Raw genomic sequence first — 18,423 nt, 5'->3', positions numbered from 1 at the left:
CAGCTGTGTCCGCAGGACGAGCCTGACATAAGGTTGAACGAATGTTCAATATCATGTGGTTGCCATGAACTCCGGGTGCCATCGCCCCCGGCAAACTAATTGAACTTTCGTACAACTATATCTAGTGTGGCGTGTGTCCATACGGCCGGTGGGCACACCACGACAAGGAGGAACCAGAAATGACCTGGGTTTATCTGATCGCGGCGGTCCTCTCCGAGGTGGTCGGAGCCGTCGCCACCCGCTTCTCCCACGGATTCACCGCACTCCTGCCGACCCTCGTCGCCCTCGTCGGCGTTCTCGGCGCCTACTACCTGCTGTCCCTGGTGCTGAGGCGCGGCATGGGCATCGGCGTCGCCTACGGCATCTGGGCCGCCCTCGGGGTGGCAGCCGTCGCCCTGATCGGGGTCGTCCTCCTCGAGGACCGGTTCACATGGCTCCAGGGGTTCGGGCTCGTCCTCACCATGAGCGGCGTTCTCGCCCTCGAAGCGGGAAACGGCCCCGCCGACGGAGCCGTGGGGACCGCCGAGGACAGCAGCGCCCCGACGCAGTAGGCCGCTCCGCCCCGGCCGTCAACCGAACAGCAGCCGCCAGGTGCCCAGGTACATGGACAGACCGTGCGCCAGGAACAGCACGGCCGCGGTTCCCACGAGGAGGCACGTGTCGGCCGCTGTCCAGCGGCTCGTTCGAGCGTGGCTGCGCCCACCGGAGCCGAAGGCGCGCGCCTCCATGGCCGCGGCGAGGTGCGTACCGGTGCGGATCGCCCGTACCAGCAGCGCGAAGGCCTTGCCGGCAAAGATCCCGACGGCGGCGATCGGGTTGCCGCCCGACTCGACCCCGCGGGCACGGCGCGCGAGTCCCAGGGTGCGCCACTGTCCCGCCAGGAGGGGAACCAGCCGCAGCGCGGCCAGCACTCCCAGAGCGGGGCGTTCGGGCAGACGCAGTTTCTGCACCAGGGCGTCGGCGACCTCGGTGGGGTCACTGGTCATGCCGGCCAGCACACTGGGCAGCGCGATGGCCAGCAGCCGCACGGCCGTACCCAGCGCCGGCAGGGCACCCTCGTCGCCGAACACCAGGTTGATCGTTCCGATGGAGACACTCATGAGGAACAGGGAGCCCCCGAGCGTGACCAGGGCGCGTACCCCCAGACCACTCACCGGCAGCAGAGCCGCCGCGGCGACGAGTACGACCCCGGCGGTCACCGGGTCCAGTACCGGGATGAGCCCGGCCGTCACCAGGAACGCGGCGGCGAACTTGGCGAGCGGGTTGAGGCGCGCCAGCCAGGGGCGCCCAGCCGGTGGACGCACGGGCGCGGATCTCCCCTCCGGCCCGCTCCGGAAACCGGAGACGGAAGCTCTCACCACTCTCCGTCCCCTCTCCCGGGGCGGGACGGCGCCTCCAGCGCGGTGACCCCGCCGTCGCGCACACGCAGTTCGGTACCGGCGAAACGGCACAACAGCAGTTCGTCGTGGGTGGCCACGACGATCGCCCGTCCCTGCCCCCGCAACCGGTCGAGCAGCTCGACCAGCTCGCGCCACGTGCGCGTGTCCTGGCCGAACGTGGGCTCGTCCAGCAACAGCACGTCCGGCGCGTGGGCGGGGCCGGCGCTCAGCGCTGTCGCCACGGACAGCCGCCGTTTCTCCCCGCCGGAGAGGGTGAAGGGGTGGGCGTCGGCCAGTGGGGCCAGCCACAACCGTTCCAGCAGCTCGGCCGCCCAACGGTCGGCTTCCCGCCCGGACAACCCGGCGCGTCGGGGCGCGAACCGCAGCTCGTCGTGGACGCGCCCGGTGACGAACTGGTCCTCCGCGTGCTGGAACACCGTTCCGACGTGGCGGGCGAGCTGTCGCGCCGGCCACCGCGACAGCGGGCGCCTGCTGACCCGCGCCAGGGGGCCACGCGGCCGGACCGCTCCCGCCTCGGGCGGGGACAGCCCGGCCAGGAGGCTCAACAGGGTCGACTTCCCCGAACCGTTCTCCCCTGTGACGGCGGTCGCCGTCCCGGCGCTGACGGTCGCGTCCGCGCCGTCCAGCACCCTGCGTGGCCGGGCCGCGTGGGGTCCGAGCCCGGCCGGCGTACGGGCGCGGCATCCGGTCGCCTCGAGTACGGCCTCCCCACCGGGTTCCGGTGTCAGGAGCGGTTCGGGATCCCGCCCGGGCACCCAGGCGCCGTGCTCGGCCAACCGGTCACCGTGGCGGTCGAACACCACCTCGGGGGGACCGTCCGCCAGCACTCCCCCGCCCGGTTCCACCACCACGACACGGTGCACACGCTCGAGGACGTCGGAGACGCGGTGTTCCACGAGCACCATGGTCGCCTCGGTGGTCGCCAGCAGCGTGTCCAGCAGTTCCCGCATACGGCGGGCCCCGTCGTGGTCCAGGTTGGCGGTGGGTTCGTCGAGCAGTAGCAGCCGCGGGCTCATGGCGAGCACCCCGGCGGCCGCGAGGCGCTGTTTCTCCCCGCCGGAGAGCACGGCGGTGGGATGGTCCAGCTCGTGGTCGAAGGCGATGTCGCGCAGGGTGGAACGCACCCGGGGCCAGATCCGCGCGGGCTCCGTCTCCAGGTTCTCCAGGCCGAACGCCACGTCGTCGCCGCACCGCGCCATGACGAGCTGCGTCTCGGGGTCCTGGCCTACCAGGCCGGTGGTGCCGCGTGTCGCGTCGGCGGGTTTGCCGTCGACGCGCAGTGTTCCGCGCTGTTCGCCGGTTATGGCCCGGTCCGGCCCGGTGAGTCCGGCCATGGCGTGCAGCAGGGTGCTCTTGCCCGAGCCGGACGCTCCCAGAAGCAGCACCCGCTCCCCTGGTTCGATCCGGAGGTCGACGCCGTACAGCGTCCACCGGTTGCGTCCCGCGTACCTCCATCCCCAGTTCGAGAGCTCGACCCGGGCGCCCGTGTGTCCCATCACTCGCGTCCGGAGGGGAAAGCGGTGAGGGCGCCGGACCTGGCCAGGGCCGTGGTCAGCAGGCGCCCGCCGAGGCCGGCTATCACCGCGGAGCTGAGGAGGACGATCCCGGCGAAGGCGAGTTGGAACGTCAACGGCCAGGTGGGGTAGTAGCGGAGATTGTCCATGACGGCTGGGGCGAGAGCGGCGGCGACGGCTGCCGCCACGGCGGCGACCGTGCCCCACCTGCGGTAGCGGAGCGCCGCGAAGACGGCTTCCGGGAAAAGCCCCTGCAGCACGCCGGACAGGATGACCATCACCCCCCACTGGGTGCCCAGAACCATGGAGACGAAGGCCGCGGCCGTGGAGGTCAGCACCGCCGCCCCGGGTTTCCGGATGATGAGTCCCCCCAGGACTCCGGGCAGCAGCCAGATGCCGTAGAGGACCGCCTGCGCCGGGGGGAAGAAGACGAACAGCGGTTGGGTGGCCGCCCAGAGCATTCCCCAGAACCAGAAGACCACTCCGACGGCGGCTCCCACGACGGCTGCCACCACGAGGTCCACGGTGCGCCAGGTGGCGCGGGGAGGGGTGTCGAACGTCGGCTGTTCGGGCGGGGTGGAGGTCAACAGGTGTCCCTTCGCGTCTTCACGTCGCGACACGAGAGGGCCCGGCCAAAGAGTGCCGGCCGGGGTGGTGCGGGCGTGTTCCCGTGGTCGGCGCCGTCCGGAAGCGCACCGACCGCACCCGGCCGTTCGTCCTCGACTTCCTTCGCTGGTATTACCCAGGTCAGGTGGCTAAGGGTCTGCGGGTTCGTTCCGCACTCTCAGCGCCGTAGCGCTCCCCTGTCGGTTCCGTCTCTATTATGCGTGCTTCGGGGGCGACCGGGTCAAGGCACCCCCCCCCCGACCCGCACACGTAGTCCCCCGGCCCGTCGGGCGCTGGCGGGACGGGGGGAGTCCGGAGCGGGACCCTCTGTCGGCCGACGGGAACGCCGCCAGGTGGTACCGGGCGACGCGCACGCCTCCACCGAACAGGTCCCGGCTCCGGAACGCCGCCCGTCCCCGGTCTCACCCGCAGACTCGGGCGGTTTCCAACCCCATCTCGGCGGGCCCGGACAGGAGCGGGTGCGCGGGACGCGCCCGCACCGTGCAGGAGGCCAGCTCCGCCTCCGGCCACGGGACCACTCCGGTGTAGTGGACGCGGGCACGGGACGCCGAACCGTCCACCGCGTTCAGCACGCCCCCGAGCGGACCGGATGCGGCGTCGGCGCGTCCGGTCCCGGGAGCGGACGCGACATCGAGCGCGACCTCCCGGGGGGTGAGCTCACCGAGGTCCACCGTCGCCCGAACCGTCGCTCCCCCGTCGCTTCCGGCCCCGGCACTCTCGGGGAGAAGCTCCACGCGTTCGATACGCACCTTGGGCCACGCCTGACGCACGCGCTGCTTCCACGCGGCCAGCTCGCGGGCCCCCTTCCCGTCGGATCCCGCCAAGCAGCGGCTGGACTCGGCCGCCCCCTGGTAGATACGGGTCACGTAGTCGCGCACCATACGGCTGGCCAGGACCCGCGGGCCGAGGGACACGAGCGTGTTCTTGACCATCGCCAGCCAGCGGCGCGGCAACCCGTCCCCGTCCCGTTCGTAGAACAGCGGCGCCACCTGCCGTTCGACCAGTTCGTACAGCGCCTCGGCCTCCCTGGCGTCCCGCTGGTCGGGATCGGCCGCGTCCTCGGCGGTGGGGATCTCCCAGCCGTTGGAACCGTCGAACAGTTCCTCCCACCACCCGTCCCGTACCGACAGGTTGAGCCCCCCGTTCAGCGCGGACTTCATCCCCGACGTCCCGCACGCCTCCAACGGGCGCAGCGGGTTGTTCAGCCAGACGTCGCAGCCCTGCACGAGCGAACGGGCGAGGTCCATGTCGTATCCCGGGAGGAAGACGATCCGGTGGGACACCTCGGGGTCGTCAGCGAACCGGACGATCTCCTGGATGAGCCGTTTGCCGTCCTCGTCGTTCGGGTGGGCCTTGCCGGCTATGACGAGCTGCACCGGGTACCGCGGATGGGTCAGGATCGCCTTGAGGCGCTGCGGGTCACGCAGCATGAGGGTGAGCCGTTTGTAGGACGGGACGCGGCGCGCGAACCCGAGGGTGAGGATGTCCGGGTCGAGCGCGTTCCGGGGATCGGCCCCGCCGGTCGGACCGACTCCCCGGTGACGCTGGGACTCCGCCAGTCGGACGCGTGCCTCGGCGACGAGACGCGAACGCAGCTCGCGGCGCATCTCCCACAGCTCGGCGTCACTGGCGGAGCTCACTTTCCGCCACCCTTCGGTGCGGGTGAACTCGTCGGGGTCGGGAACGGTGCGCTGGGCGAGCCGCTGGGCTTCCGGAGCCACCCAGCTACGGGCGTGCACCCCGTTGGTGACGGACGTGATCGGGACGTCGGCGACGTTGAAGCCGGGCCACAGTCCCTGGAACATCTCCCTGCTCACCTCGCCGTGCAACCGGCTCACACCGTTCACGCGCTGCGCGAGGCGCATCCCCATGAGAGCCATGTTGAACACGGCGGGGTCGCCCCCGGCGTGGTCCTCGGCGCCGAGCCGGAGTACCTGCCCGGCCGGCAGGCCGCGGACCGCCGGTGTGCCCGCGGTGAAGTAGCGTTCCACGAGCTGCCGGGGAAAGCGGTCGATCCCGGCGGCGACCGGCGTGTGGGTCGTGAAGACGGTGCCCGCGCGTGCGGCCTCGACCGCCTCGTCGAAGGTGAGTCCCGCGCTCTCGCAGTACTCCCGGATGCGTTCCACCCCGAGGAAACCAGCGTGTCCCTCGTTCATGTGGAAGACGTCGGGCTCGGGGTGGCCGGTGATCCCGCAGTAGGCGCGCACGGCGCGCATCCCGCCCACACCCAGCAGTAGCTCCTGCCGAAGCCGGTGCTCGGCGTCCCCGCCGTAGAGGCGGTCGGTCACCTCACGCGCCTCGGGGGTGTTCTCCTCGGCGTAGGTGTCCAGCAGCAGCAGCGGAACGCGTCCCACGCGCAGCACCCATACACCGGCCGTCACGGTGTTCCCGTCCGGGGACCCGATCCGGACGCGTACCGGTTCGTCGCCGTCCAGCAGTCGCGTCATGGGCAGCACGGCCGGGTCGATCTCGGGGTACTCCTCCTGCTGCCACCCCTCCGGGGAGAGGCTCTGGGCGGCGTAGCCGCACCGGTACAGGAGCCCGACCCCGATCAGGGGAACTCCGAGGTCGCTGGCGCTCTTCAGGTGGTCTCCGGCCAGGATTCCCAGTCCGCCCGAGTACTGCGGCAGGGTGGCGGTGATCCCGTATTCGGCGGAGAAGTACGCTACCGCCGCTGGCGGCGCCTCTTCCGGGGTATCGGTGTCCAGGCTCTGGTACCACCGCGGTTCGGTCAGGTAAGCCTCGAGGTCGGCGCTCGCTTCGCGCAACCGCTCCCGGAACTCGGTGTCAGCGCGGAGCTCGGCCAGTCGCCCGCCACTGACCTCGGCGAGTGCACGCACCGGATCGTGCCCGACATCGGCCCACAGCCGGGGGTCCATCAGTTCGAACACGTCTCGGGCCGGCGTGTGCCAGGCCCATCGGAGGTTTCCGGCGAGCCGTTCCAACTCGCAGAGTTCATCGGGAATGTCAGGGCGAACGGTGAATCTGTGGATTGCTTTCACACACCGCGAGATTAGCCAAACGCGCATCGTCTCGCCACTCGAATCACCTTCTCCGCCGGAACGAGAGTACCGGACACCCGGCAGCGTTCCACCGCGCCCGGTTTCCGTCCCAACCACCGCGGAATTCATGCATTTTATCTTCCATATATTTGGACATAACCACCACAAACCTGTCATCACAGAAAAAGGGAAAATCACATAATCTTTACACTCATCCTCCGGCTCAACACCTCCGGAGAAAATTTAAACCGGGCGTGACCAAAAACCCTGGATAATGTGACCACTATCACAGCGGCACGCCCGGAGCGCCCGACCCTCACGGGACGCTGTGATCCGACGATGGAAACGAGCACGGAAACCCGGTCTCCGGAACACCCCAGGGCCCGTGTGTTCGCACGCGGACGCGAGGAAACGTCCGCATTCCCCACCTTTCCAACGAAACACAACCGACATGCGTGGTGCATTGTGATCGGACGCATTCCCATCCTTGATGTCGCTCCCGTTCTGGACTACGGCACGGCGAAGGCGGCTGCGGGCGAGACCTTCCCCGTCAGCGCGACCGTTCCCTGTACCGGGGACGGCGTTCTCGGTGTCAGGGCTCTCCTCCACGACCCGCAGGGGCACCGCTTCCAGGCGGTGACCATGCGCGAGTCCGTTCCGGGCAGTGACCGCTACAGCGCCGAGGTCGCCCTTCCCGCCGAGGGGCGGTGGACCTTCGCCGTGGAGGCGTGGATCGACCCGCTGGCCAGCTGGCGGCGCAACGCGGAGATCAAGATTCCGCGCGGCCAGGACACCGAGCTGATGCTCGAGGAGGGGGCCCGACTGTTCGAGCGGGCGAGCAGGCACGTCCCGCGCCGTCCCGCTCTGCACCGGGTCGCCGCCGTGATGCGCGACCCCACGCGTCCGGCCATCGAGCGCCTCGCCGTCGCCACCGACCCCGGGACCGCAGCGGAACTCGCCACCGACCCCCCGCGCGACCACGTCACCCGCTCCAGGCACCACCCCGTCGTCGTGCACCGCAGACGCGCGCTCTTCGGATCCTGGTACGAGTTCTTCCCACGCTCGGAGGGAGCGGTGGTCGAGGGCCCCGAGAGCACGCACCGTTCCGGAACCCTGGCGAGCGCGGCCAAGCGGCTTCCCGCCATCGCCGACATGGGGTTCGACGTCGTCTACCTGCCGCCGATCCACCCCGTGGGAACGTCGTTCCGCAAGGGCAGGAACAACGCGCTGCGGGCCGGGCCCGGCGATCCCGGTTCGGTATGGGCCATCGGCTCGCAGGAGGGTGGCCACGACGCGGTACACCCCGATCTCGGGAGCCTCGAGGACTTCGACCGGTTCGTCGCCGAGGCCCGCGAGCACGGTATGGAGGTCGCTCTCGACCTCGCGTTGCAGTGCTCCCTCGACCACCCCTGGGTGAGCCAGCACCCGGAATGGTTCGCGGTCCGTCCGGACGGCTCGATCGCGCACGCGGAGAACCCTCCGAAGAAGTACCAGGACGTCTACCCCCTGAACTTCGACAACGACCCGGAGGGGCTCTACGCCGAGGTTCTGCGGATCGTGCGGCACTGGATGGCGCACGGGGTGCGCATCTTCCGGGTGGACAACCCGCACACCAAACCCGTCGCGTTCTGGGAGAGGCTGCTCGGCGACGTCGCACACTCCGACCCGGACGTGCTGTTCCTGGCCGAGGCGTTCACCCGGCCCGCCATGGTGCGCACCCTGGCCCGGGCCGGTTTCCACCAGTCCTACACCTACTTCACCTGGCGCAACACGAAGGAGGAGCTGGAGGACTACCTGGGCGAGCTCAGCTCGGCGTCAGCGTCCTACCTGCGCCCCAACCTCTTCACCAACACACCCGACATCCTCAGCGGCTACCTGCGGAACGGCGGCAGGCCCGCCTTCGAGGTGCGCGCGATCCTCGCGGCCACGATGGCGCCGACCTGGGGAATCTACTCGGGATACGAACTCTGCGAGAACACGCCCGCGTCTCCCGGAAGCGAGGAATACCTGGACTCGGAGAAGTACCAGTACAAACCACGTGACTGGGACGCGGCCGAAGCAGCGGAAATGACCATCACCCCGCTGATCCGCACACTAAACTATCTCCGGCGCAACCATCCGGCGCTCCAGGAACTGCGGAACCTGCGGTTCCATGACACCGACAATCCGGACATCATCTGTTATTCCAAACGGTTGGGAAATTCCGGCGGAGCGAACAACGCCGACACCGTTCTGGTCGTCGTCAACCTCGACCCGCACCACAGCCACGAGGCGACAGTACGACTCTCCCTTCCCGACCTGGGAGTGGCCGCAGACAGCACAATGCTCGTCACCGACCACCTGTCCGGCGACACATACACCTGGGGCGAGGCGAACTATGTCCACCTCGACCCGCATATCCAAACTGCACACATATTCACGGCCGTTCCCACAGGACAGCCGTCCTGACCGGAAATCCGGCCCTTCGGAGGAAAGAACGCAACAACGAACTGGTGGAGTAATTCTCGTTGACAACACTCGAGCCGGCGCCCGACCCGACACCCGAGCCAGCGGCGTCCGACCCCGCCACCCACGAGATGCCCCGCGACCCCTACTGGTACAAGTACGCCGTCTTCTACGAGGTCCTGGTCCGGGGTTTCTACGACTCCAACGGCGACGGCACCGGTGACCTCCGCGGTCTCATGGAGAAGCTCGACTACCTGACGTGGCTCGGGGTCGACTGCATCTGGCTGCTTCCGCTGTACGAGTCGCCACTGCGGGACGGCGGGTACGACATCTCCGACTACATGAAGGTCCTGCCCGAGTTCGGGCACCTCGGCGACTTCGCGGAACTGGTCGAGCAGGCCCACAAGCGGGGGCTGCGTATCATCGCCGACCTCGTCATGAACCACACCAGCGACCAGCACCCGTGGTTCCTCGCGTCCCGCTCCGATCCCGACGGCCCCTACGGCGACTTCTACGTGTGGTCCGACACCACCGAACGCTACACCGACGCCCGCGTCATATTCGTCGACACGGAGCAGTCCAACTGGACCTACGACGAGCAGCGCGGCCAGTACTACTGGCACCGGTTCTTCTCGCACCAGCCCGACCTCAACTTCGAGAACCCCGCCGTCCAGGAAGCGATCCTGGAGGTTCTGCGGTTCTGGCTGGATCTCGGAATCGACGGCTTCCGGCTGGACGCGGTGCCGTACCTGTACGAGCGGGAAGGCACGAGCTGCGAGAACCTCAAGGAGACCCACGAGTTCCTGAAACGCATCCGCTCCGAGGTCGACCGCCTCTACCCGGACCGGGTGCTGCTGAGTGAAGCCAACCAGTGGCCCTCCGACGTTGTCGACTACTTCGGCGACTTCGAGTCCGGCGGCGACGAGTGCCACATGAACTTCCACTTCCCGCTGATGCCCCGCATGTTCATGGCCGTCCGGCGGGAGCAGCGCTACCCCATCTCCGAGATCCTGGCGCAGACGCCACGCATCCCCGACAGCTGCCAGTGGGCGATATTCCTGCGCAACCACGACGAGCTGACGCTGGAGATGGTGACCGACGACGAACGCGACTACATGTACGCGGAGTACGCCAAGGACCCGCGGATGCGCGCGAACGTCGGCATCCGGCGCCGGCTCGCCCCACTGCTGGACAACGACAAGAACCAGCTCGAGCTGTTCACCGCGCTCCTGCTCTCCCTCCCCGGGTCTCCCGTGCTCTACTACGGCGACGAGATCGGGATGGGCGACAACATCTGGCTGGGGGACCGGGACGCGGTCCGCACCCCGATGCAGTGGACCTGCGACCGCAACGCGGGCTTCTCCCGCTGCGATCCGGCACGGTTGTACCTACCGATCATCATGGACCCGATCCACGGTTACCAGGCGCTCAACGTCGAAGCGCAGCAGAACAACCCGGGGTCGCTGCTGAACTGGACGCGCAAGATGATCCACATCCGCAAGCGGCACCCCGTGTTCGGCACCGGCGACTTCACCGAACTACGCGCGAGCAACCCCAGCGTCCTGGCCTTCATCCGTGAGTACGGCGACGACCGGATGCTGTGCGTGAACAACCTGTCCCGGTTCCCGCAACCGGTGGAACTCGACCTGCGCAGGTTCACCGGCGTCACCCCGGTCGAGTGCGTGGGCGGGGTCCGCTTTCCCGCCATCGGGGAACTTCCGTACCTGCTCACTCTTCCCGGGCACGGTTTCTACTGGTTCCAGCTGCCGCCTGTGGAAGAGGGGGACGGTCCCACGAGCCACGACCGCAGCGCGAGTGTCCGCGGCCCCGCGTTCGCCAACCAGACCACACCCGTCGGATCCCTTTCCGCCACTCCCGGACAGACACCCACCACGACCGCGAATGGAACCGCGACATGACCCAACTGGAAACGCTTCTGGCCGGTTGGATCCCGAAGCAGCGCTGGTTCGGCGGGAAGGGAGCACCGATCGACCACGTGGCGGTCGAGGCGCAGCACCCGCTCATCACCGGAGAGCAGGGGTTGCGCCTCCTCGTCGTCGATGTCGCCCAGGACGGCTCCTTCGCCCGGTACCAGGTACTGCTCGGATCGTGCCCACCAGGACGGCTGCGCAGCGAACTGTCCCACGCGGCCATCGGCGAGTGCCGCCTTCCCGAGTCCGGCGAGACACGGACGGTGTACGACGCCGCGCACGACCCGGAACTGACCGGGCGGTTGCTGGACCGGATCGCTGACGACGACGGCACCGGCCCCGTGCGGTTTCGCAGACTCTCCGAGACGCCGGTGCGCACCGGCTTGCGCAGCCTGGTCCTCACGGGGGAACAGTCCAACACCTCCCTCGTGTACGGCGAGGACTACGTGCTGAAGACTTTCCGCCGGCTGTGGCCCGGACGCAACCCCGACCTGGAACTCACCACGACCCTGGCCGAGTCGCCGTTCGTGGCACGCCCGCACGGCTGGATCGAGGCCGACCTGACCGACCAGGGACGGACGGTGGGCACCACTCTCGCGATGTTGCAGGAGTACCTGCGCAGCGCGACCGACGGGTGGGTCCTTGCCGGGACCAGTGTCCGCGACCTGTACGAGGGCGGCCACAGCGCCCCCGAGAGCGCCGGCGGCGACTTCTCCTGGGAAGCCCAGCGGTTGGGCAGCGCCACAGCTTCCGTCCACCTCGACCTCGCCAGCAAACTACCCACCGACGTCCTCACCCCCCAGGCGCTGCGGGACCTGTCCACGGCGATGATCAGCCGACTGCACCGCGCCACCGAGGAGGTACCCAGCCTGGAACCGTACGCCGGGACGCTGCGCGCGGCCTTCGACGCACTGGCCGAGGTGGACTCCCCGCTTCCGGTGCAGCGCGTACACGGCGACTACCACCTCGGGCAGGTGGTACGTACCGACACGGGGTGGGTCCTGCTCGACTTCGAGGGTGAACCCGCCGTCCCCGTCGGGGAACGGCAGCGACTGTCCAGCCCGTTGCGTGACGTGGCCGGCATGCTGCGCTCTTTCGACTACGCGGCCCGGCACCAGCTCATCGGACACACCGCGGAGGAGGAACTCGCCTCCCTGGCACGGGCTTGGGCCCGCCGCAACCGGGAGGCGTTCTGCGCCGGTTACGCGTTCGCCGGTGGAGCCGACCCGCACAAGCACGAGACCGTGCTGCGGGCGTTCGAATACGACAAGGCCGTATACGAGGTGATGTACGAAGCCCACAACAGGCCGTCATGGTTGCGTATCCCGCTCGACTCGATCGCAGCACTCGCCGGTTAGGGCCTGTCCGATGGGCGCTGCGTGTCACGAGCGGCACTGGTAACGCCGCGCGGTGGGGCCCGCGCCCGTCACAACCAGGTCCCGAACCGAGCCGGAGCGGTTCCCTCCCCCGACCGCACGCGGCGGTACTCCGCCTTTCCCGGCCACGCTCACCTCCGCGAGGCCGGTGCCAGGGGCGGGGGCGAAGCCGTCTCCGGCCGGTTCCGGGGATCCGCACCGGTTCCCGGCTCTTCCCGAACCGCGGGCGCCGGCTCCCCGCCGGTGCCCTTCACAATCCGCCAGGAGATCCATGCACGCCATATCGCACGCCGACATCGACCGACTCGTCGACGGTCAGCACCATGACCCGCACAGCCTGCTCGGCGCGCACCCCGGCCCCGCGGGGCTGGTCCTGCGCACGCTGCGCCCGCTGGCGTGGTCGGTACACGCGCTGCTGGAGGACGGCCGGCGCGTCGAGCTGGAGCACGTCCACCGTGGTGTGTTCGCCGCCTCCCTGCCGGACGGCGGGCCGTCCGACTACCGGATCGCGGCGCGGTACCACCCCGAGGGCGAGGAGGTCGTCACCGACGACGCCTACCGTCACCTACCCACGCTGGGAGAGCTCGACCTCCACCTCATCTCCGAGGGGAGGCACGAGGAGCTGTGGCGCGCCCTGGGTGCTCACACCCGCGCTCTTCCCTCCGCCATGGGGACCGTCACCGGAACGTCGTTCACGGTGTGGGCTCCCAGCGCCCGGGGAGTACGGGTCGTCGGCGACTTCAACCACTGGGACGGCACCGCCCACGCGATGCGTTCCCTCGGCTCCTCCGGTGTGTGGGAGCTGTTCGTTCCCGGTGTCGGGGACGGAGCCCTGTACAAGTACCAGGTGCTGGGCGCGGACGGGGAGTGGCGGGACAAGGCCGACCCGCTCGCGTTCGCGGCCCAGCACCCGCCGGAGACCGCCTCCGTGGTGTTCACCTCGAGCTACGAGTGGCGCGACGACGCCTGGCTGTCCGAACGCAAGATCCGCGAGTGGAGCCACCTGCCGGTGAGCGTGTACGAGGTCCACCTGGGATCGTGGCGTCCGGGGCTGTCCTACCGGGAGCTCGCGAGCGAGCTCGTGGAGTACGTGTCCGCGATGGGTTTCACCCATGTCGAGCTGCTTCCGGTGGCGGAACACCCCTTCGGGGGGTCGTGGGGGTACCAGATCACCTCGTACTACGCCCCCACCTCCCGCTTCGGCTCTCCCGACGACTTCCGGTTCCTGGTGGACGAACTGCACCAGGCCGGGATCGGGGTACTGCTCGACTGGGTCCCGGCGCACTTCCCCGCCGACGGTTGGGCCCTGGCACGGTTCGACGGTTCCCCCACCTACGAGCATCCTGACCCGCGCCGTGGGCAGCACCCGGACTGGGGAACGCTGATCTTCGACTACGGCCGCACCGAGGTGCGCAACTTCCTGGTCGCCAACGCGCTGTTCTGGCTGGAGGAGTTCCACATCGACGGCCTGCGGGTGGACGCGGTGGCGTCGATGCTGTACCTCGACTACTCGCGGGAGTCCGGCGACTGGGCCCCCAACGCGGAGGGCGGCCGGGAGAACCTGGACGCGCTCGCGTTCCTGCGCGAGCTCACCTCCGCCGCCTACCGCCGCAATCCCGGCATCACCATGATCGCGGAGGAGTCCACCGCCTGGCCGGGGGTGACCCGCAGCACGGACGCCGGCGGCCTGGGGTTCGGTTTCAAGTGGAACATGGGGTGGATGCACGACACGCTGACCTACCTCCGCCGGGAACCGGTCCATCGGCAGTACCACCACAACGAGGCCACGTTCTCCATGGTCTACGCCTACAGCGAGAACTACCTCCTGCCGCTGTCGCACGACGAGGTGGTGCACGGCAAGGGGTCACTGGTGGAGAAGATGCCCGGGGACGAGTGGCAGCGCTTCGCCGGGCTGCGGTCGCTGCTGGGCTACATGTGGGCTCACCCGGGCAAGCAGCTGCTGTTCATGGGAAGCGAGTTCGGCCACGGTGACGAGTGGTCGCACGAGGCGGGTGTCCAGTGGTGGCTGCTGGAGTACGCGCACCACGCCGGGCTCCGGGACCTCGTCGCGCAGCTCAACCGGGTCTATCTCGCGACTCCCGCCCTGTGGTCGCGCGACAACGAGCCGGAGGGGTTCACCTGGATCGACGGGGGCGACGCCAGCGGCAACACGTTGTCGTTCCTGCGGCACGGGGACGACGGTTCGGTCCTGGCCTGCCTGGTGAACTTCTCGCCCGCCGTCCACACCGAGCGGCGGGTGGGGCTCCCGCACGTCGGAGCGTGGCGGGAGGTCCTCAACACCGACACCGCGGCCTACGCCGGTAGCGGCGTCACCACCGGCGCGGAAGGGCGGGTACACGCCGCCGCGGTTCCGGACCACGGGCAGCCCGCGTCAGCCACCGTGACGTTCCCGCCGTTGGCGACGGTGTGGCTGGCTCCCGAGTAACGGCGCGGTCAGTGCTCCACAGCGGGTACCCGCGAGAGTCCCCGGCGCGGTCGGGCCCTGTCCGGCCGCGCCGGGTCGCCCGTCCGGGCCCGCTGTGGCGGTGCCGGGGCAGAGCGCGGAAAGGCGGATCAGCCGTCGTCGCCGTCGCCACCGTTCCCGCCGTCACCGTCGCCGTCGCCGTCTCCCCCGTCACCGTTGTCGCCGTCGCCGTCGTCCTCTTCCTCCTCGAGGTTGTTCTTGTACTCGGTGACGTCCATGGACTCGGCCACCTTGTCGTAGACCCCCGCGTACTGCGCGTCCACCGACCAGGCGTAAACGGCCACGTCCGACTCGGGCAGGAACCAGAGCTTGACGTCGAAGGTGTCACCGTTCTGGCAGGTCACGTGCCACACCCTGTGGTGCGACCTCAACCCGTCGGCGTGCTCGACCGTGCCGTCGCCCTCCAGGGGCTCGAGTTCGGCGCTGTCGATCCCGGTGTCGCCGCTCTTCCAGGTGTTCAGGCTCCGACAGGTGTCCGGGGCGGCGGCCCACCCGTCCGCGTCGTTGAACCGGCTCTCCTTCTTCGGCCATGACTCGGAGTCCCGTTCGGCCGCCTTCGGCAGAACCTGGATCGCTCCGTACCCGCAGGTGTCCCTGTCCGGCGGACGGACACACATCCGACCGTTGGACTTGTCCACGCTCCACTCCGCGGGAACGTTGACGCTGACGCCGGCGACGTCGGCGCCGGTGAAGTCCTCGGGGAGCGGCGGGTCCGCGGCCGAGACCGCGTCACTGTAACGCGCCTCCGGGTCGAGGGTGGGCTCGGCGTCGGACGCGCCGGAGCCGCCGCCGCATCCCGACGCGGCCAGAGCCAGCGCCGCCGCGGCCGCTGTCACACGACCGGGTACACGCAACCATCTCCCACCGGGGGTGCCAGACATGTGATTCCTTCTCTCGAATCCACGATCGACCTCACCGACGATAACCGCAGGAGCGGGCCACGCGCGCCATTGAGCGTCGCGCCCGGACCGCTAGTGTGTGGACATGGTGGATGTCGCGAAGCTCCTGGAACCCGTCTCCCACGTTCGTCGGCGGCGCTTTGGGCCGCTCGTACTCGAACTCGACCTCACCGAAGGGATCACCGACGAGACGCCGACCGATCCGGTCGGGCAGCTCATGGCCAAACGGCACCCGCAGTTGGCGGACATCGTCACCGGGATACGTCGCGGCGCGCGCGACGACCGGGTCCGCGCCCTAGTCGCCAAGATAGACGGGAAACCGCTGGGTTTCGCCAAGGTGCAGGAGCTGCGGGAGACGGTACGGGCGTTCCGCGCCGCCGGCAAGACCGCCGTCGCCTGGAGCGAGTCCTTCGGTGACGTTGGGCCCGGAACGCTCCCCTACTACCTCGCCACGGCCTTCGACGAGATCGTCCTGCAGCCCACGGGCTCACTCGGGCTCACCGGCCTCAGCTTCAGCAGCACCTTCGTCGCGGACGCGGCGGACAAGCTCGGCGTGGAGTACGAGGTCGGGGCGCGACACGAGTACAAGACCGCCGTCAACACGGTGACGCAGCGGGGATTCACCGAACCGCACCGCGAGACGGTGAGCCGCCTGGTCTCCTCCCTCACCGAGCAGGTCACCGCGGGTATCGCCGAGGGACGCGGCATGACCACCAGCCGGGTCGACGAGCTCGTCGGCAGCGGTCCCCTCCTCGCAGAGGAGGCCCACGCGGCCGGGCTCGTGGACCGCCTCGGCTACCGGGACGAGGTCTACGCCGAACTGTTCGACCGGTTCGGCCCGGCGCGGGGCGGGACGGGAGACACTCCCCACCTGCAGTACGTCTCCCGCTACCAGCACAGCGCCGGCGCGGTCCAGGTACCGCAGGTACGCCCCGGAAACTACGTCGCCGCGATCTCCGCAAACGGGGTCATCGTCAGCGGACGCAGCCACCGGGCGCCGGTGGGCGGGGCCAGTTACATGGGAGCGGACACCGTCGCCGCGGCGTTCCGCGCGGCGCGGCGGGACCCGAACGTCCGCGCCGTGGTGTTCCGGGTGGACAGCAGGGGCGGATCGGCCGTGGCCTCGGACGTGATCCGCCGCGAGATCCGGCTCACCCGCGAGTCGGGCACTCCCGTCGTCGCCGCGATGGGGGACTTCGCCGCTTCCGGCGGGTACTACGTCGCTCTGGGGGCCGACAGCATCGTGGCTCACCCCGGTACGTTGACCGGATCGATCGGCGTGTACGCGGGCAAGGCGGTGCTGTCCGGGTTGATGGACAAGCTCGGTGTGGCCACCGACTCCGTGGACGGCGGGAAGCACGCGGGCATGTTCCACACGGACCGGGGCTTCACGGAGTCCGAGTGGGAACGGATGAACGCGACACTGGACAGCATCTACGACGACTTCACCGCGAAGGTGGCCGAGGCGCGCGGGATGACCCGGCAGCGGGTGGATGAGCTGGCGCGCGGACGTGTGTGGACCGGACAGGACGCGCACGCCGGCGGCCTGGTCGACGAACTCGGTGGTATCGCCACAGCGGTGCGGGCGGCCCGCCGGATGGCCGACCTTCCCCCCGGCACACCGTTGCGTCGCTTCCCCCAGGTGAACCCGCTGGAACGGTTGGTTCCGCCCGAGTCGAGCGAGGAGCGTACCGCGGCCGCCCAGCTGCGGTTGGACGCGTGGGGCCCGCTGGCGCAGGTGGCCGCCCGGTTGGGGCTTCCGGACGCCGGGCCGCTGGTACTGCCCGGGTCATGGGAGGTCAGCTAGGACCTGTTTTTGGACACTGTTGGTCGCGAGCGGTGTCTCCAGTGCCACCGGGCGGTGCTGGGGCGACGCGCAGCAGGACAAGCATCCGAAAACAGGCCCTGGGGCGCTGGTGTGCCGCCGGGTACCGGTGGCCGTGCACGGCCGGACCGTCGGACACGGTCCGGACCACCCCGCGAGAAAGGAGAGAGGCGCCTCCCCGCCCGCGGGTGGGGTTCCGCGCGCCGACCAATCGATGAATCCCGCAGAGTTCACGGAGACGATGGCGCAGTTGGCCACCGGGGTCTCGGTCGTGACCGTCCAGGACGACCGAGACGATATCGGCAGCACGGTGAGCGCTTTCACGTCGATATCGGCGGAACCGCCCATCGTCATGGTCAGTGTGATCCAGAGCAGCTACCTCTGCGACGTGATCGACTTCCAGGAACGGTTCGCCGTGAACGTGCTCGACGCGCGGCACCGGGCGATCGCCGGGAGGTTCGCCGCCGAGGGCCGGCCCAGCGCCCGCCTGCTGCTCGCCAACGAGCCCCACAGCAGGGGGGAGCACTCCGGGGCGCTGGTCCTGGACACGGCGATCGCGGCCCTGGAGTGCACCGTGACGCGCCGGATCGAGGCCGGGGACCACGTCGTCTACCTGGCGTCCGTGGAGAACCTTCCCCACGTGGGCGGCCTCACGGTGGACGCCTCCCCCCTCATCCGCTACGGCGGAAAGTACCGCTCACTGGGTTGAGGTTCCTGTTCCGTCCCGTGAGGTTGGTGACGCGGGAGGCGGGTGGGCCAGCGCTTGGCGGCCGGTGGGAGTGAGGATGGCGTTGGCATGGGTAATGTGGGGCATCGAGGGCCTCCTCGTATCAGTGTCGACGTCAGACATCCACACCGATACCGGAGGCCCTTTTCGCATGCATCACCCGAGGGCGGGTGTCACCAACCTCCATCGTCA

12 protein-coding genes and 1 riboswitch are annotated in these 18,423 nt (G+C 69.4%); of the genes, 7 read left to right on the top strand and 5 right to left on the bottom strand.

The window, feature by feature from the left end; genetic code table 11:
* Positions 1 to 179: 179 nt before the first annotated feature.
* Complete coding sequence (locus tag FHX37_RS03605; RefSeq protein ID WP_141922094.1) at positions 180 to 551, top strand: DMT family transporter; 372 nt, start codon at positions 180 to 182, stop codon at positions 549 to 551.
* Positions 552 to 569: 18 nt separating this feature from the next.
* On the opposite strand, the gene FHX37_RS03600 is transcribed toward FHX37_RS03605, so the two are convergent.
* The 4 genes from FHX37_RS03600 to glgP all read right to left on the bottom strand — a co-directional run bounded on the left by FHX37_RS03600 (position 570) and on the right by glgP (position 6,543).
* Positions 570 to 1,304 (bottom strand): energy-coupling factor transporter transmembrane component T family protein, encoded by a 735-nt coding sequence (locus FHX37_RS03600; protein WP_246062053.1) that lies wholly within the window; start codon positions 1,302 to 1,304, stop codon positions 570 to 572.
* Between the two features lie 50 nt (positions 1,305 to 1,354).
* A complete protein-coding gene (locus tag FHX37_RS03595) occupies positions 1,355 to 2,896 on the bottom strand; it encodes an ABC transporter ATP-binding protein (protein ID WP_141922092.1) in 1,542 nt (513 codons plus the stop codon).
* A complete protein-coding gene (locus tag FHX37_RS03590; RefSeq protein ID WP_246062052.1) occupies positions 2,896 to 3,501 on the bottom strand; it encodes an ECF transporter S component in 606 nt (201 codons plus the stop codon). Before FHX37_RS03590 ends, FHX37_RS03595 begins: the two co-directional genes overlap by 1 nt.
* A 120-nt stretch (positions 3,502 to 3,621) precedes the next feature.
* A riboswitch (TPP riboswitch) is annotated at positions 3,622 to 3,729 on the bottom strand.
* 213 nt (positions 3,730 to 3,942) lie between these two features.
* Positions 3,943 to 6,543, bottom strand: a complete 2,601-nt coding sequence (gene glgP, locus FHX37_RS03585; protein ID WP_141922090.1) for an alpha-glucan family phosphorylase — start codon at positions 6,541 to 6,543, stop codon at positions 3,943 to 3,945.
* 465 nt (positions 6,544 to 7,008) lie between these two features.
* Between glgP and FHX37_RS03580 the strand changes: the two genes are divergently transcribed.
* The 4 genes from FHX37_RS03580 (at position 7,009) to glgB (ending at position 14,741) form a co-directional block, all read left to right on the top strand.
* Complete coding sequence (locus FHX37_RS03580; RefSeq protein WP_141922088.1) at positions 7,009 to 8,991, top strand: alpha-1,4-glucan--maltose-1-phosphate maltosyltransferase; 1,983 nt, start codon at positions 7,009 to 7,011, stop codon at positions 8,989 to 8,991.
* Between the two features lie 128 nt (positions 8,992 to 9,119).
* Complete coding sequence (treS, locus tag FHX37_RS03575) at positions 9,120 to 10,907, top strand: maltose alpha-D-glucosyltransferase (protein ID WP_246062351.1); 1,788 nt, start codon at positions 9,120 to 9,122, stop codon at positions 10,905 to 10,907.
* Positions 10,904 to 12,277: a maltokinase N-terminal cap-like domain-containing protein gene (locus tag FHX37_RS03570; RefSeq protein ID WP_141922086.1), complete on the top strand. Its 1,374-nt coding sequence runs from the start codon at positions 10,904 to 10,906 to the stop codon at positions 12,275 to 12,277. Before treS ends, FHX37_RS03570 begins: the two co-directional genes overlap by 4 nt.
* Positions 12,278 to 12,566: 289 nt before the next feature.
* Positions 12,567 to 14,741 (top strand): 1,4-alpha-glucan branching protein GlgB, encoded by a 2,175-nt coding sequence (gene glgB, locus FHX37_RS03565; protein WP_141922085.1) that lies wholly within the window; start codon positions 12,567 to 12,569, stop codon positions 14,739 to 14,741.
* Positions 14,742 to 14,869: 128 nt separating this feature from the next.
* Here glgB and FHX37_RS03560 read toward each other — a convergent pair whose 3' ends face one another.
* Entirely contained in the window at positions 14,870 to 15,661 is a 792-nt protein-coding gene (locus tag FHX37_RS03560) for a hypothetical protein (RefSeq protein ID WP_211351733.1), read from the bottom strand.
* A gap of 103 nt (positions 15,662 to 15,764) precedes the next feature.
* On the opposite strand from FHX37_RS03560, the gene sppA reads away from it, so the two are divergent.
* Both sppA and FHX37_RS03550 read left to right on the top strand, forming a co-directional pair.
* Positions 15,765 to 17,486, top strand: coding sequence for a signal peptide peptidase SppA (gene sppA / locus FHX37_RS03555; RefSeq protein WP_141922084.1), 1,722 nt, complete (start codon positions 15,765 to 15,767; stop codon positions 17,484 to 17,486).
* A gap of 232 nt (positions 17,487 to 17,718) precedes the next feature.
* A complete protein-coding gene (locus tag FHX37_RS03550) occupies positions 17,719 to 18,213 on the top strand; it encodes a flavin reductase family protein (RefSeq protein ID WP_141922082.1) in 495 nt (164 codons plus the stop codon).
* The last annotated feature ends 210 nt before the right edge of the window (positions 18,214 to 18,423 follow it).

It is taken from the genome of Haloactinospora alba (genome assembly GCF_006717075.1).
In the GTDB taxonomy this organism is placed as follows: domain Bacteria; phylum Actinomycetota; class Actinomycetes; order Streptosporangiales; family Streptosporangiaceae; genus Haloactinospora; species Haloactinospora alba.
This window is presented reverse-complemented; position numbering and strand designations above follow the sequence as displayed.